Raw genomic sequence first — 16,054 nt, forward strand, 5'->3', positions numbered from 1 at the left:
CGAGATTTTGCAATTCCTAGCCAAACCCATTCCCTTTTGTCGCTTTTGCAATCTCGCAAAATGGCAAAGTATTGGAGAGTGGAAAACTTCTAAAAAAGACATTTCAGAATATTTGGAATAATTGAATATCATTGCAAACAAGATTTTTAACTTGCATAATATAAGCTAAAATAAATTTTCAATGGAATCCCTAAGATGAAATTAAAGTTATGGATTGCTTCGCCTATAACGACATTTCCTGCCACATTACAAAAAGTCGTGCAACTTTAGGCAATCCATAAGCTAAAAATTAAAGACAGATTTTAACGACAGCTAAAGACAACCTTTCCATTTGCTGTTTTTTGTGTATTTCTAGCAGTCGGTAGGCTCACATTGTCTAGCTCCTCCTCGACTACCATATCTCTTGCGGCATTTAAAGAAGCTTTCATTAAAGTAGGCATTGCTCTTTCTTGTTGCGCTAGCGCACCTAGATTGATTTCCTTAATGCTACATTTTTGTCTTGCAAGACTAGAGTATTCTTTGGCTTTCTGTAAGGCAAGTTCTAATAACTTGACATTTAATTGCTCATCAATTTTTGTAAGCAATTTTTCATCTAATGCTTTCTTGATGCTTGGAAGTGTGAAGAGTAGATATTGATTTTTTCCTACTTCGCTTTCAATTTTGCGAAGAATTTTGTCATAATCGCCTTTTTGTTCCTCATTAAATTCGCAATTTAAATCATAATGGCTTTCAAATCCATTCTGGATTTTCTTACCATTTCTATATTCATAAATTGGTTCAATCTTGAAGCTCCCACCCTCGCAAATACTCTCTTTGCCCAAAGATTCGTTAATATCATTGTAGGTTTTAATGATAGCATTTTTATTATCCAAGCTCAAATCTTTAAGTTTTCTTAAAGTCTCACTTCCTCTAATCACAATGGAACTTGTATATTTCGTAGCTTCCACTTCTACACTGACACTCAAATCTTGTTTGATTAGCATTTCTGCACTCGCATTCATACCCACGAAACTAGCCCACAACACAGAGATAAAAGCGATTTTCTTTAACATAAAAGAATCCTTTAAAATTAACATTTTATATTAATTCCAAAAAATTCAAGGATTCCAAATTAGGAATCCTTAAGGCTTAAAGTGCCTTTTTTGCACTCTCAACAATTTTTGCAAATGCGGCTGGCTCATTCATTGCAATGTCCGCTAAGATTTTTCTATCTAGTTCAATGCCTGCTTTTTTAAGCCCAAACATAAATCTTGAATAGCTGATTGCATTGATTCTGCAAGCTGCATTAATTCTCACAATCCAAAGCTTCCTGAAGTCTCTTTTCTTTTGCTTTCTATCACGAAATGCGTAACATAAGCTACGTTCTAGCTGTTCTTTAGCCTTTCTGAAATGCTTATGTCTTGCACTATAAAATCCACGCGCTAACTTTAAAACTTTTTTGTGGCGGCGTCTTCGCACAACACCTGTTTTGACTCTTGCCATTTTAATCCTTTACCATATTGTGGTGTGGTATTTCTACCAGACTTGCCCAAACACATTGGGGAATGACATACTTTTGTGTATGAAACTTCTAAACCTATCGCATACAAAGCAGTTTTTTAACTGATTCAATGTTTGCGTCATGAACATATTTTGGCGCATTCAAATTTGCAATTTTTCTTGGACGCTTTTTAGTCAAAATATGACTTTTAAAAGCCGAACCGCGTTTAATAAGATTCTTTTTGAGCTTGAATCTTTTGGCTGCGCCACGATTTGTTTTCATCTTTGGCATTGCTTTCTCCTTTCATAAGATAAATTATTTTTTGGGCGTTACAAGCATATTGACATAACGACCTTCTACCTTATAATCTCTGTCAATATTTGCAACTTCTTCAAGCATTGAAGCGACTTTATTGAGCACTTCAAAACCCGCTTGAGGCTCGCTAACTTCGCGTCCGCGCAAAAATACGCGGAATCGCACATGTTTATTTTCCTTTAAAAATTCTCTTGCGTGTTTGACTTTATAATTAATGTCATTGCTCGCAATCTTTACGGAAAGCTTAATTTCCTTGATTTCAATTTGTTTTTGTTTTTTCTTGGCTTCTTTTTGCTTTTTTTCTTGTTGATAGCGGAATTTTCCATAATCCATTATCTTGCATACCGGAGGCTTCGCATCTGGAGCAATCAACACCAAATCCAAGCCTTTACTATCAGCAATCCTCAAAGCCTCTTCCGAGCTCATAAGCCCATATTGCTCACCATCATCTCCTACACAACGAATTTCTGGAAAATCTATCTCCTCATTGAGGACTATCTCATCATTTTTACTCAAAAGCTAACCTCACGCATTTTCTCCTTGCTAAATTTAATAAAATCATCAAAATTTACATTTGATTGTTCTTTCGTGCGGCGATTACGAACCGCTATCTTTCTTTCCTCCATTTCCTTAGCACCTAATACCGCGATAATAGGAACTCTTTGCTTTTCTGCATTACGAATCCTTTTATTAAGCGTCTCGTTTTTGTCCTCAATTTCTGCATACACGCCATATTTTAAGAGTGTATTACGTAATTCTTGCGCATAAACATTCTGTGCTTCACCAATAGGGATAATAATCACTTGTGTTGGAGCGACAAAAAATGGAAATTCTCCTCCGAAATGTTCCGTCAAAATCGCAACAAAACGTTCAAAACTCCCCAAAATCGCACGATGAATCATCACAGGCTGCTGTGCAGTGTTGTTTTCATCAGTATAAGTCAAATCAAAACGTTCAGGTAGATTCATATCAATCTGCACTGTGCCACATTGCCATTTGCGCCCAATAGCATCAGTAATTTTAATATCAATCTTAGGACCATAAAACGCCCCTCCCCCTTCGTCAATCTTATAAGGGATTCCACATTGGCTTAAAGCACTCTTAAGCGCATCAGTTGCTTGCTCCCATACTTCCTCGCTACCAATGGATTTCAAAGGACGCGTGGAGATTTCCATTTCATAGCTAAACCCAAAAGCATTCATAATTTTTTGAGTAAAATCAATGATATTTTTCACTTCTGTCGCAATTTGGCTTGGACGACAAAAGATATGCGCATCGTCTTGCGTAAATTCACGCACACGCAATAGCCCGTGTAATACGCCGCTTTTCTCGTGGCGATGCACGACACCATATTCATAGAATCGCAAAGGCAATTCACGATAACTGCGTAACGCGCTTTGATAAACCTTAATATGCCCCACACAATTCATAGGCTTGATGCCATATTCCACCTCATCAATGATTGTAAAATACATATTTTCGCCATAATTTGCATAATGCCCGCTTGTTTTCCAAACAGCACTTTTAAGGATTTCAGGACCACGTACAGGTTCATATCCTCTCTCAATCAACGCTTGCGTTAAGAGATTTTCAAGATTCCTTCTCAATCTTGCCCCTTTGGGTAGCCAAATCGGAAGCCCTGCACCAATCTCCTCATCAAAGGTAAAAAGCTCCATTTCCACGCCCACTTTTCTATGGTCGCGTTTCTTGGCTTCCTCTAATTGTCTTACATATTGATTCAGAGATTCTTTATCCGCAAAAGCAATCCCATAGATTCTTGTCAGCATTTCAGCTTTTTCATCGCCCCCAAGATACGCACCTGCGATTTTTGTGAGTTTAAAAGCATTTAGCAGTTTTAAAGTTGGCAAATGCGGACCGCGACATAAATCCTCAAAGTCCCCTTGAGCATAAATACTCAAAGTCCCATCGCCTAATGGAATCTTGCTAATTACCGCTTGCTTTAAATCATCGTTTTGAAATTTTGTAATTGCTTCCTCGCGTTTAAGATGATATTTGATGATTCTTTCGCCCTTTTTAGCGATTTCTTTCATCTTGGATTCTATCGTGCTTAAATCTTCCTCGCTAATCTTTTGATTCACGCGAAAATCATAATAAAATCCCTCTTCTACCACAGGACCTACGAAAAATTGTGCCTCTGGATAAAGTGCTTTAATCGCTTCTGCCATTAAATGTGCGCAAGTATGACGCATAATAGCAAGCGAATCTTCAGAATTATCAAAATAAATTGGCTCGCCCCTCAAGCCTAATTCTTCCGCGCTTTGTGTATCATAAATGGTGTTGTTTGCTCTGATACCAATGATTTCAGACATAAAATCTTGCCCTTACTTATTAAAAAATGAGGTAGATTATAGCAAAAAAATCAGAAATTAACGCTTAAAAGACAAGAATCCTTATCTTAAGAATCTATCCCCATAAAGACAAGTGCAAATTCTTAGACTGCTTGAGAGGTTTTCTCACAAAAGATTTGGCTTCCTTTATGGAAGTTTTGGGGAAGCCAAGTCTCCTTTACGCGCAGCCAAGATAATAAGTAAAATCGTCCCACCCACAAAATAATACAAAAATACGGGAATCGATAATGGGTCTCCTGCGGCATAAGAATGCAATCCAGAGAGATAAAAATTCACACCAAAATAAGTCATTAAGATAGAATAGAATGCTATCACACTCAATGCAGCGAATACATAGGGGTTATCTCCTTTGGGGACAAACCTTGCGTGCAAGACGATAATATACACAACAATAGAAATCAAAGCCCAAGTTTCTTTTGGGTCCCACCCCCAATATCTCCCCCAAGATTCATTTGCCCATACACCCCCTAAAAAATTCCCGATTGTCAGCATTGCAAGCCCTAGAATCATCGCCATTTCATTAATAGTATGTAGCGTCAAAATCGTGCGGTCTAATTCGGGATATTTTGCACTTCTAAAAATAAACAATAGCAGAGTGAGCGCACCAAGCATAAAGCAAAGTCCCAAAAATCCATAACTTGCAGTAATAACAGAGACGTGAATATTTAGCCAATAAGACTTTAATACAGGCACTAGATTGCCAATTTGCGGGTCCATAAACCCTAAATGCGCCACAAAGAGTGCGATTCCAGCCAAAAAGCTTGCGAGACTTTGGGCTAAATAACTTTTCTTAAAGAAAACTACACCCGCAATCCCTGCTGCAAAAGCAATATAAATCATAGATTCATAGGCATTACTCCAAGGTGCGTGTCCTCCCACATACCAGCGCATACCTAAGGCAACTGCGTGGAGCAATACCAAAAATGAAATCACCCAATAAAGCGCACGACTTGCCAAAATATCTACCGCTTTGCGTCTAAAAATCTGCACAAGCACTACCGCAAAAAGTGCGATTCCACATAGTAAATAAAGTGGCATAAGATTTTTAAAGAGATTGTAATGATTCAAAAATATCTCCAAGTCAATTTGTGTTTGCGGTGGAATCAAGTTTGCGCCAAATTTTTGTTGGATTTTCTCTAATGCGTCAAGGGCTAAATCTGCATTTTCCCATTTATTTTCAACCAATCCATAATGAAAACTATTAAAATACGCGCCAAAAAGCTTTTGAAGCTGACTTGCACTCTCTTTATCAAAACTAGCAATCGCATCACTTGGGGCAAACCACTCTTCCTCTCCGCCGCTAAAGTCGGGCAGGATTCTTAAAGCCTGTGCGGTATAGATGAGATAGGCAGCATTCACGCGCTCATCTACGCTGATGACATCCTTGTCAAACTTATCTCGCATAGCAGGCTTTTTGCGGTTTGCATCTTCTAAATAATTTGCAAGTTTATAGGTTTCTCCCACAAACAAATCTTCAAAGGCAATATACTTCTCATCTTTGCTAACTCCAATAACTTCTTTGAGTTTTGGGGTAGAGAGTGCTAGCATTTTCACTTTTTTAAATTCATTAGGATAAACCATCATTCCTAAGAATAATTCCATATTACTAAGCCCTAAAAAGCCGTCCTTTTTCGTCATCTTATGCACATATTCCATTGCCAAAGTATCCACAGGTTTCATACGTCCGCCAAAGTCTTGCACTAGCAATCTTCCGAACTTTTTAGAATGCTCTGCACTTCTTTCTTTAAGATTCTTAATCAAATCCAAAATACTCTCATTCGTAATCGGTGGAATCGCGGCTTCTATTTCCTCTAATGTGTGCGGATTTGTAGTCTGTACGTTTTGCTCTTGTGCAGTATCAACACCAGCATAGAGGGGCACACTCAAGCTAAGCCCAAGAGCCAAGGCAACTGCTAGATTTTGAGATTTTAAATAAGCACTTAAACGGGTAAATCTTCCATTTTTGGCAAAAAATTCCCACAAAAGCCCGATTACTAGCATTGTATAACCAATGTAAGTTGGAATCTTGCCCGGGTCGCGATTGACAGAAAGAATCGTGCCTCCCTCGTCCAAATCATAAGAGGACTGAAAAAAGCGGAATCCCCCATAATCCAAGACATTATTCATAAAGATTTTATAAGGCATTTCCACTTGTTTCATCGGGTCAATCACTACCACTTCCGAAGCATACGAAGAAGGGCTCATAGAGCCAGCATAGCGGTCAAGTTGAAAATCTTTTAACTCAATAGAAAAGGGCAATGCTACGATTCTGCTACCCCAATCTAGTGCGAATCTTATCCCGCCTAAGGAAAAAGGAATCGTATGTTCTTTATCAATATTTTTTGTTACTTCTATTTCTTGACTTTCTCCTCTAAAACTCACCTTGACTTTGAGCCTGTCCATTTCCATTTTATCTTTTGCGGGGATATAATCCAAATACTGCACAGAGAGATGACTATCCTCAAAAGGCAAAGTTTGATTAAATTTCTTTTGCACCAAAGGCGTAATAGTCGTTGGGAAAAAGGCTCGGTAGAGTTTGTCGTCTATTTTTGCCAAAATCGTAATAAATTCCTCTTGGGATTCTATCGTGCTACTTCTTTCCCCCTCTCTAATGTGCATCACACCTTCAAATCCATAATAACGCGTAATTGCTGCACCAACAAAAATCACCACTAAAGAGCTATGAAATAAAAACGAAGCGTATTTTTTCCTCTGCCACGCACGAGATAGAATCAATACGCCAATGAGATTTAATACCAATAATAAATGCAATAAATCAAACCATTCAGTATTATAAACTAATGCTTTTGCGCTAGGAGTGCCGAAATCATTTTCTACAAATGTCGCTACGGCACAGGCACTTCCATAGATAATCAATAAAACAAATGTAACAAAAAAACTACAAAATCCTTTGACGATACCATTTACAAATCTTTGCATTTGGTTTATTCCTTTTTAAACAAGTCAAAATCAAATCGCCATTTTACCTAAAGTTTTTTAGGTTTGATTAACAAAAAGCAAATGAAATGAGAAATTAACAAAAAATGAAAGAATTTAAGAATCACAAAACCAAAAGATTTATGATTCTTAATTGCAGAGAGAAATTAGCCTAAAAATTCGCGTTTAAAGTATTCGCGTGAAGCCTTACAAAGTGGGCACGCACCGGGGGCTTTTTTGCCTCTGTGGATATGTCCGCAGATTTCACAAACCCAAACTTCTTCGCTGCCACTTTCAAAGAATCCCTCTTCTTCTAGCATTTTTTTGAGTTCTAAATATTCTCTTTCGTGTTCTACTTCTACCTTACCAATTGCAGTAAAAAGCCTTGCAATGTCTTTTTTACCCTCTTCTTCGGCAATTTTTGAGAAATTTGGATACATTGTTGTATGTTCGTAATTTTCTCCCTCCGCGGCAGTGAGTAAGTTTTTTGCAGTGATTTCTAACTCTTTGCCATCTACAATTTTATGATAAGCCTTAAACTCTGCTCTTGCGTGCCATTTTTCATTTTCTGCCGCCTCTTTGAAATGTGTGGCAACTCTATGCCAACCCTCTTCTTGTGCTATATCGGCAAACAAGTCATATTTATTGCGCGCCATAGATTCACCCGCAAAGGCTTTCATAAGATTAACTGCTGTTAAGTCAGTAGTGATACAGGTCATCTCTGCTCCACAACAACTTAATGTACCTCCACCGATATTTTGTACCTCTACTTCGTTACCGCATTTTTGGCATTTATAGGTTTCGTATTGCCTCATCAATCAATCCTTTCAAATAAATTTAGGGTGAAATGATAGCATAAAATTTTTAATTAATAAAGTTTATCCATTAATTTTTAGAGTAATTCTGCTGTGGTTTGGTTTGCGTCATTGTGAATATTTTTAAAGGTATTTTGCATTTTTTATGTCTTTGCGAGATTCCGCAAAGAATCGTAGCAATTTATAATCTAGCATAAATGAAATATGCAACTTGCGTCATTGTGAGGAATGAGTAGAGCGAATGACGAAGCAATCCATAATAACGCACTTAAAAATAAATTAAACAATGGAATCTTTAAACTATCGGTGAAATTCTAAATTATGGATTGCCACGCAAGTTTTACAAACTTGCTCGCAATGACGCAATGGTTAATTTTCTGTCATTGAGAGCCGATTTATAGGCGTGGCAATCTATAATAATGTGCTTCAGTAAATTCAAACAATGGAATCTTTAAAGTTAAAGGCAAGATTTTAGATTATAGATTGCTTCGTCCTTGCAGTCCTCGCAAGGACGCAATAGCAGAATTATAAGTATGCAAGGACATAGCAAAAAGTGCAAAGTATGCTAAGAAATCTGCATTTCCCTTAGAATCTGCTCCACTACTACTTTAGGATTCTGCGCCTTATAAATCGGACGCCCCACAACGATAAAATCACTCTGCGCCTCCTTGGCGTCCTCTAGGCTTGCTACGCGCTTCTGGTCGCCGCTACTCTCACCAAAAGGACGAATCGCGGGAGTAAGCGTCAAAAAGTCCGCTCCTAATTGCTCTTTGATTGTTTTGGATTCCGCACAAGAGCAAACAACGCCATTGATATTGCATTCTTTCGCGAGTTTTGCAAACTCCAAGACTTGCGTTTGCAATCCCGTGTGATAAATTTCAAAAAAGCTTTTTTCATCAAAACTTGTCAGTGCAGTTACCGCCATTACCAAAGGAGGATTTGGGATTTTTTTCAGACGCTCTACTACCTCTTTCATCGCTTCTGCACCACTACTTGCGTGAATCGTAATCATATCCACCCCAAGCTTCGCTATTTCATCAACGCTATCCCCCATTGTATTAGGAATATCATAAAGCTTCAAATCCAAGAAAACACGAAAAAGCGGATTAATGGCTTTGATTTGTTCCAAAAATGCCCTACCATCTCGGATAAAACTACGCAACCCCACCTTTACCCACAGATAATCCTTGTCCTTTAATGATTCTAGCAAAGCCAAATTTTCTTCTGCACTTGGCAAATCTAGAGCGATACAAAGCTTCATAGAAACTCCTTGAGATTTTTAAATAATATGATTGCAATCATAACTTTAAAAAAATAAAAAAGATTTGAACTCCAACTCTCTTTAGCCGCTTGCGATTCTAACACTTAAAATGATTTTGGAATCATTGCATTTAAAGTGTCTTGTTCGGAAAACTTAGGATTGTTTGTTTGCAAAAAGGCTATGGATTGAGCTTGTAGATTCTGCGCTCTCCACTCTTGGACATTAAATAAAACAAATCCAAAATTAAAGCCCATTGCGTGAATATGCAAACTTTCCGCCACTGCAGCGATTTTGTCTTGCAAAGAAAGTGAAAAGAGTTCTCTCAAATCACACAATATAAACATATCCAAATCCAAGCACAAAGCTTTTCCGCTTCTAGGGGCAGGCTTCGGCAAACTTTAAAATAAAATTCGCGACATTCCCTTATTTAGCCCTCTTAAAAGACTTGCGGTGTGCGACAAAATCTTTTTTGGATTCTCTTTTTTTGTCTTTAGAATCCCTTTTGGGTTTGGGTTTCATCTGATTTTTGATTTGTTTGGAATGCTTGGGGACATTGGATTTAGGAGTCTCGCTAGATTGTAAAACTTCGGAATCTTTAAGGCTTTTTCGCTCTGCTTTTTGGGCTAGTCTTTGCTGCTCCAATGCGATTCTAATCTCCTCTAAGGGTAGTTCATTATTCTTTGCGATTCCGTCTAACACACCATTGATAAACTTCGCCGATAACTCATAACTAAAGCTCTTTGCAATCTCCAAAGCCTCGTTAATCACGATTGCCTTGTCTGTCTTGCTAAACACAATCTCATAAGCCCCTAGCCGCAAAATCGCGCGTTCTATCTCTCCAATGCGCCCGAAATCCCAATCTTTAAGCTGATGCGTAATGCGCAAATCTAGGGCTTCGAGATTCTCAACTGCGCCAGAAAATAGCTTTAATGCAAAATCCTTTTGTGCATTCTTGATTTTTTGTTCCTCTAAAATTTCCTCAATAAATTTTGAGATTCCCTCATTACCGCTGCCATAGGCATACAAAAGTTGCACCACCACTTCACGTACTTGGCTTCTTGTCGCCATTTATGCCCCTATTTTGCGATAAAGATTAATCAGCTCAATCAAACCCGCCATAGATTCAAAGCCTTTGTTACCAGCCTTTGTGCCTGCGCGTTCAATGGCTTGCTCAATAGAATCTGTTGTCAGCACGCCAAAGGTTACTGCCGCACCATAACGAATCGTAACATTTGCGATTCCTTTTGTCGCCTCCGCACTCACATAATCAAAATGAGGTGTAGCCCCGCGAATGATTGCGCCCAAGCAGCATACGCCGTCATAATCTCCTTGTGAGAGGACTTTCTCCAATGCGAAAGGAATCTCAAAAGCTCCGGGCACTAAAATATGCGTGAGATTCTCCTCTCTCCCTCCGTGACGCAAAAAACAATCCTTTGCACCCTCCACTAGCCTATCGGTAATCAAATGATTAAACCGACTAGAAATAATGGCGATTTTCTCATCGCCTAAGAGTGATAAATTTCCCTCAATGATTTGCATAATTTTCCTTTGTTAAAAGAGATTGAATCTCTAAAAGTTGCTCGCAAAGCCCTAAAAGTTGCTTTGGCGTAAGCATATTTGGACCATCACTCAAAGCCTTTTGCGGATTAAGATGTGTCTCGGCGAATAATCCATCAATCCCAACTGCAGTTGCGGCACGTGCAAGTAAGGGAGCATAACGACTATCCCCCCCGCTTTTACCATTCAAACCGCCGGGCATCTGCACCGCGTGCGTTGCGTCAAAAATCACAGGCGCGAACTCTCGCATAATCGCTAGTGAGCGCATATCCACTACCAAATTCCCATAGCCAAAGCTACTTCCACGTTCTGTTAGACAAACTTTGTATTTTAAAGAATTTTCAAGATTCGCTTCCTCTACGACTTCATTTCGCGCCTTTGCGCGCACTTTTAGAGCCTTTAGGACAGAATATTTCATATCGGAGGGATTCATAAATTGCCCCTTTTTGATATTCACCACTGCGTCTGTTTGTGCTGCTGCGACAATCAAATCGGTTTGACGACACAAAAAAGCTGGAATCTGTAAAATATCCACAACCTTTGCCGCAGGGGCTGCTTGGTGCGTTTCGTGAATGTCTGTAAGTAATTTGTAACCAAATTTTGCCTTGATTTTCGCTAGAGATTCTAACCCTCTTTCAAGTCCCGGTCCGCGATAAGATTCTAAACTCGTCCGATTGGCTTTATCAAAACTCGCTTTAAAATAAAAATCAATGTTTTGATTCTCTTGAAGCGGCTTTAGCGATTCCGCAATTTCCTCCAAAATCTCATCATTTTCTATTACACACGGACCTGCGATGATTATCATTTTTTATCCTTTCAATAAATTAAATTCGTGTCTTTTGAAGTCATAATTATACACTTCCCCACTCTCTATAATATAGTGCCAACCATAGAGATTTAATGTACGTGCGAGATATTTTTCTTTTACTTTTGGATAGGTAAAAAGATTCATAATCTGCCGTTCAATATTGATTTGCTCTGTCAAAAAGCTACGCATTGCGGTTGTTTTTGGATTAAGTGATAGCACTTGCGTCTTGACAGGTTCAATGAGTTTGAGCCAATTTCTGACATTGGGCATATTGACAAAATGCGATTCCTCATAAAGTGCCGCACAGCCCCCACAATGCGAATGCCCACAAATAATGATATTTTCAACCTTTAATTCTTCTAACGCATATTCAATCGCCGAAGTTGTCGCCAAATATTCATCAGTCGCGCGATAAGGGGGCACAATATTAGCGATATTGCGCACGACAAAAAGTTCTCCGGGCAAGGTATTTGTAATCAGATTTGGCACGACACGAGAATCTGCACAACCCACGAAAAGCGTGTGGGGATTCTGTCCTTCTTTAAGATTTTCAAATAATTCTTTATAAGCTAAAAAATTTTCTTCTTTGAATTTAATCACCCCTTCAAAGAGCAAATCAATCGTGTTTTGAGGATTAGAAGCGACTTTAGAATTATGGGATAAATTTTCGGATTTTTTTGCTTCCTCTTGCGTCTGATTCTTTTGAGACATTATAATCCTTACATCGCCTTAAGGTGTAACTTTCGTTAGGCTTTCCATTGCAGCAGATAAATCCTCACCTACGCTATAAACATACAAATCCACGCGTCTATTTTTCGCACGCATTGAGGGAATCTCGTTATTAGCAATAGGAGAAAACTCTCCCTCTCCTCCCCCTAGCACGCGTGCTTTTGCCACACCTTGCGCAATAATAAGGTCTGCGACATTTACCCCACGCGCAATAGACAATTCCAAATTATCCGCAAAGATAGAATCCTCGCGCACAGGAATATTATCGGTGTGTCCTATGGCTTTAATCAGCACCGCATTAGGAAGCTTGGCAAATTCCATTGAAAGACGTTTAAGAAACGCAATCCCGCTTGGATTCTCTAAAGTCGCGCTTCCACTTTTGAAAAGCAACTCATCTGGGATTCTAATCACGATTCCTTTCTCTGCTTCCTCTAGCTCTACTGATGGTCCATTAGAAATGCGATTGACTTCATTATAGTCTGTAATCAAACTTGCAAAAATATTGACGACATTGTCCATTTCTACTTCTGTTTCCATTGGTGTGGCTTTCACGAGTGCGGGGGGATTGATTTGCGTTTGCGAACCCTTTTCAAGAACCGCCAAAGAACCCTCCAAAGAACCGATAGCTAATGCGATTCTTTGTGTATCAAAAGTCGCCATTGAGAGCAACAAAATAAAAAATGTCAGAATCAGAGTAACCATATCTCCATAAGTTCCAAGCCACAATGGAACGCCTTGAGGGCAGTCGCAAGCTGGACATTTGTTTTTCGCCACTTTTTCCCCTTAAACTCGCAAGTTTAGTTAAAATTGCGGGATTATAGCTTGATTTTAGTTATAATCTTATTTAATTTTTGAATTTGTGAGGAAAATTTGCAGGCGATTGTGGATTTATTACTAGAATCAATCCATTCCTTTGGGTATTTTGGAATCTTTTTTCTAATGTTTTTAGAAAGTAGCTTTATCCCCTTTCCAAGCGAAGTTGTGATGATACCCGCAGGAGTTTTGGCGCATCTTGGCAAGATGAATTTCTTTATCGCGATTCTCTGCGGTATTTTAGGCTCACTCGCAGGCGCACTCTTAAATTATTATTTGGCATTTTCCTTTGGACGCGAGGTTTTAATAAAATTTGGCAAATATGTGTTTTTTGATGAAAAGACGATGATAAAAATGGAAAATTTCTTTGCCAAACACGGACATATTTCTACTTTTAGCGGACGTTTGATTCCTGTCGTGAGGCAGTATATTTCACTCCCTGCGGGGCTTGGCAAAATGCCCCTTGTGCGCTTTTGCCTCTATACTTCTTTAGGTGCGGGCATTTGGACGACTATTCTAACCACACTTGGCTACTTTTTAGGACAAAATGAAACACTCCTAAAAGAATCTTTGCATTGGGTTACTTCAACCTTAATCGGGATTGTGTGCTGTCTCGTTGCTTGGTATGTTTATTTCCAACAACACAAAAAGAAAGGCAGAATTTAAAGGTTATGGATTGTCCTTGCGAGCAAGTTTGCAAACTTGCGCAGCAATCTACAATATTAGATTTTCAACAAATCAAATAATAAAATCACAAAAAGCTTAAAGGTGAGACTTTAGGTTATAGATTGCTTCGTCCTTGCAGTCCTCGCAATGACAATTCGTAAAATTCTCATAGCGACCCATTGCATTCTCACACCTCAATTCTTTCTAAGATTCTAAGGTTAAAGCCACTTAAGGCACTATATTCTAGCTCGCCTCCTTGTGAAACACTCAAAAGCTTGAAATCCACGACTTCAAGGGCTTTTAAAATCTGTGCGCCAATCCCCAAACCCTTAATGTCTTTGCTACCACAAGTTTTTAAAAACACCAAATACCCCCCCTCATTTTTAAGCCTCTCTATCGCATTCAATAGCCCCCTAAACGCACTTTCGTTTTCTAAAAGCTCCAAATCCTCTTTAATAGTATGAAATTTGACAAGTGGAACTTGAGGTTTGCCAAATGCAAAGGCGGTATGGATTCTATTCAAATGGTCTTGGAATTGGATTTTTTCTGCCTGTGCGCCTAGAAATTGAGTATTTTTGCGCCCAAGAGGCTGGATTAATTGCTCAAACTGCAAACGATATTCAATCAAATCAGAAACATAAAGAATCTTTAGACAATGTTTTTGCGCAAATTCACTCAAAAACTTATCCCCTCGCCCCGCCATTAATCCATCTTCACGCATAATTTCGCAAATCACACTAATGGGCTTTAACCCCGCAAGCTGACAAATATCAATGCTTGCCTCTGTATGCCCTGTGCGCTCTAATACACCGCCCTCTTTAGCAATCAATGGGAAAATATGCCCCGGTCGCACAAAATCCTCTGGCTTGGCATTGGGCTTGCACATTAGGCTAATCGTCATATTGCGTTCATACGCGGAGATTCCTGTTTTGGCTTCCTTAGCGTCAATAGAAACCGTGAAAGCAGTCTCGTGATTGGAGCTATTTTGACTTACCATTGGGGGCAAATCAAGCTTATTTGCAATCTCTTTAGTAATAGATACACAAACCAATCCGCGTGCTTCTTGCGCCATAAAGTTAATCTTTTCTGGTGTGCTAAAGATTCCCGCTATTACCAAATCCCCCTCATTTTCGCGGTCTTCATCGTCCATAATAATAATCATCTCTCCATTTTTGATTGCCTTGATTGCTTCTTCTACGCGCAAAAATACTTCGTTTTTCATTACTTTAAGCCTCTATTAATGTTTGATTTAAGTATATCACAAACTTAACAAAGAAATCTTTAAAACATATTGACAAATCAAACCAAAAGGGATATAATTTCGCTTTTTATTGGGGTATCGCCAAGCGGTAAGGCAGTTGGTTTTGGTCCAACCATTCCGAGGTTCGAATCCTTGTACCCCAGCCACTTATTTTACTTCATACATTAGATAATCTTGTTATAAATTTTATCGCGGGGTAGAGCAGCCCGGTAGCTCGTTGGGCTCATAACCCAAAGGTCGGTGGTTCAAATCCGCCCCCCGCTACCAATGATAATAAATTCACGACAGAAACTTAACGATTCCAAATCATTTGGGAATAATTTCCGACTTGTTAGACAATTAGTTTAATTAAAGCTAAAATTCAAGCCAGCATATAAATAGACGGCTTCATTTTCATTTATCCACTTTGGTTTTTTAAGACATTAGCATAGCTAATAGAGCTGTCAAAATAGCGATATTTGAATGAAATCTTGCCGCCTGCGCCAGAAAGAATTTCGGAATTAATGTCTTTATGGTTGCTACGGACATAACCATAATCTATAAAAGGTCCGAAGTCTATGCCTTTTAAGATTTTATTGTCGCTTTTAACAAGGGTTGCTGCATTGAAACTTATATCATTACGCCACAAATAACCGCTATCACCTTGAATGCCCTCATTTCTAAACCCACGCACAGGTGCGGTTAAATTGATATTGTTGTCGGCAAATGCAATCCCTTGAATGTTTAAATTTTTGTTTGCCTCTGTTAAAATGTCATTAGAGGCATAAGATGTGCCATTAAGCGCAATATCTTTGCTAGCAATTATAATCAAATCTTGTTCGGTATGCACTATGCCGTCTTTTTTATGTTCAACAGAACCCGACTCTGAAACCACTTTAATATTATTTTTTGCCGCAACATTCTTAAACGCAATATCGCCGTCTGCGGTAATCTCCAAATGCTCCATATCAGACACGAGATTGCCATCTATTTTAACGCCCATACCGCTTTGGGTTGCTTCAATCTTGATTTTTCCGGCATACATTCCACCCAAAGCAGAACTA

Annotated in this window: 17 protein-coding genes and 2 tRNA genes; 3 read left to right on the forward strand and 16 right to left on the reverse strand. The window is 38.8% G+C overall.

Features of this window, described 5'->3' with window-relative positions; genetic code table 11:
- Window positions 1–302: 302 nt before the first annotated feature.
- The 14 genes from HDT10_RS04735 to HDT10_RS04800 all read right to left on the reverse strand — a co-directional run bounded on the left by HDT10_RS04735 (window position 303) and on the right by HDT10_RS04800 (window position 13,045).
- Entirely contained in the window at window positions 303–1,052 is a 750-nt protein-coding gene (locus tag HDT10_RS04735; protein ID WP_290880584.1) for a hypothetical protein, read from the reverse strand.
- Between the two features lie 76 nt (window positions 1,053–1,128).
- On the reverse strand, window positions 1,129–1,482 hold the full coding sequence (gene rplT, locus HDT10_RS04740) for a 50S ribosomal protein L20 (RefSeq protein WP_290880586.1): 354 nt from the start codon (window positions 1,480–1,482) through the stop codon (window positions 1,129–1,131).
- Window positions 1,483–1,576: 94 nt separating this feature from the next.
- The gene (rpmI, locus tag HDT10_RS04745; RefSeq protein ID WP_290880589.1) at window positions 1,577–1,771 is read right to left on the reverse strand and encodes a 50S ribosomal protein L35; all 195 of its coding nucleotides are present in this window, start codon (window positions 1,769–1,771) and stop codon (window positions 1,577–1,579) included.
- 24 nt (window positions 1,772–1,795) lie between these two features.
- A complete protein-coding gene (infC, locus tag HDT10_RS04750) occupies window positions 1,796–2,311 on the reverse strand; it encodes a translation initiation factor IF-3 (protein ID WP_290880591.1) in 516 nt (171 codons plus the stop codon).
- A complete protein-coding gene (gene thrS, locus HDT10_RS04755; protein ID WP_290880593.1) occupies window positions 2,308–4,125 on the reverse strand; it encodes a threonine--tRNA ligase in 1,818 nt (605 codons plus the stop codon). Before thrS ends, infC begins: the two co-directional genes overlap by 4 nt.
- Before the next feature lie 165 nt (window positions 4,126–4,290).
- A complete protein-coding gene (gene ccsA / locus HDT10_RS04760) occupies window positions 4,291–7,104 on the reverse strand; it encodes a cytochrome c biogenesis protein CcsA (protein ID WP_367159062.1) in 2,814 nt (937 codons plus the stop codon).
- 164 nt (window positions 7,105–7,268) lie between these two features.
- On the reverse strand, window positions 7,269–7,916 hold the full coding sequence (locus tag HDT10_RS04765; RefSeq protein WP_290880594.1) for a ferritin family protein: 648 nt from the start codon (window positions 7,914–7,916) through the stop codon (window positions 7,269–7,271).
- Between the two features lie 565 nt (window positions 7,917–8,481).
- The gene (pyrF, locus tag HDT10_RS04770; protein WP_290880597.1) at window positions 8,482–9,177 is read right to left on the reverse strand and encodes an orotidine-5'-phosphate decarboxylase; all 696 of its coding nucleotides are present in this window, start codon (window positions 9,175–9,177) and stop codon (window positions 8,482–8,484) included.
- Window positions 9,178–9,281: 104 nt separating this feature from the next.
- A complete protein-coding gene (locus HDT10_RS04775) occupies window positions 9,282–9,572 on the reverse strand; it encodes a glycosyltransferase (RefSeq protein WP_290880598.1) in 291 nt (96 codons plus the stop codon).
- 28 nt (window positions 9,573–9,600) lie between these two features.
- Window positions 9,601–10,245: a transcription antitermination factor NusB gene (gene nusB, locus HDT10_RS10225; protein WP_367159063.1), complete on the reverse strand. Its 645-nt coding sequence runs from the start codon at window positions 10,243–10,245 to the stop codon at window positions 9,601–9,603.
- Window positions 10,246–10,716, reverse strand: a complete 471-nt coding sequence (gene ribH / locus HDT10_RS04785; RefSeq protein ID WP_290880601.1) for a 6,7-dimethyl-8-ribityllumazine synthase — start codon at window positions 10,714–10,716, stop codon at window positions 10,246–10,248. It abuts the gene before it with no gap.
- Complete coding sequence (gene kdsA / locus HDT10_RS04790; RefSeq protein WP_290880603.1) at window positions 10,703–11,539, reverse strand: 3-deoxy-8-phosphooctulonate synthase; 837 nt, start codon at window positions 11,537–11,539, stop codon at window positions 10,703–10,705. Before kdsA ends, ribH begins: the two co-directional genes overlap by 14 nt.
- A gap of 3 nt (window positions 11,540–11,542) precedes the next feature.
- A complete protein-coding gene (locus HDT10_RS04795; protein WP_290880617.1) occupies window positions 11,543–12,163 on the reverse strand; it encodes a carbonic anhydrase in 621 nt (206 codons plus the stop codon).
- 108 nt (window positions 12,164–12,271) lie between these two features.
- Window positions 12,272–13,045 carry a flagellar motor protein MotB gene (locus HDT10_RS04800; protein WP_290880605.1) on the reverse strand — a complete coding sequence of 258 codons (774 nt, stop codon included), beginning with the start codon at window positions 13,043–13,045 and terminating at the stop codon, window positions 12,272–12,274.
- Window positions 13,046–13,141: 96 nt separating this feature from the next.
- Here HDT10_RS04800 and HDT10_RS04805 point away from each other — a divergent pair, with 96 nt between their 5' ends.
- A complete protein-coding gene (locus tag HDT10_RS04805) occupies window positions 13,142–13,750 on the forward strand; it encodes a DedA family protein (protein WP_290880608.1) in 609 nt (202 codons plus the stop codon).
- A 187-nt stretch (window positions 13,751–13,937) separates the two neighbouring features.
- On the opposite strand, the gene HDT10_RS04810 is transcribed toward HDT10_RS04805, so the two are convergent.
- Entirely contained in the window at window positions 13,938–14,972 is a 1,035-nt protein-coding gene (locus tag HDT10_RS04810; RefSeq protein ID WP_290880610.1) for a bifunctional 3,4-dihydroxy-2-butanone 4-phosphate synthase/GTP cyclohydrolase II, read from the reverse strand.
- A 110-nt stretch (window positions 14,973–15,082) separates the two neighbouring features.
- Here HDT10_RS04810 and HDT10_RS04815 point away from each other — a divergent pair.
- Window positions 15,083–15,157: transfer RNA gene (locus HDT10_RS04815), tRNA-Gln, on the forward strand.
- A 44-nt stretch (window positions 15,158–15,201) separates the two neighbouring features.
- Window positions 15,202–15,278: transfer RNA gene (locus tag HDT10_RS04820), tRNA-Met, on the forward strand.
- A 130-nt stretch (window positions 15,279–15,408) separates the two neighbouring features.
- Here HDT10_RS04820 and HDT10_RS04825 read toward each other — a convergent pair.
- Window positions 15,409–16,054, reverse strand: a 646-nt coding sequence (locus HDT10_RS04825) for a ShlB/FhaC/HecB family hemolysin secretion/activation protein (protein ID WP_290880612.1), incomplete at its 5' end; no start/stop codon positions are given.

This window comes from Helicobacter sp. (assembly GCF_014799995.1).
Taxonomy (GTDB): Bacteria; Campylobacterota; Campylobacteria; order Campylobacterales; family Helicobacteraceae; genus Helicobacter_D.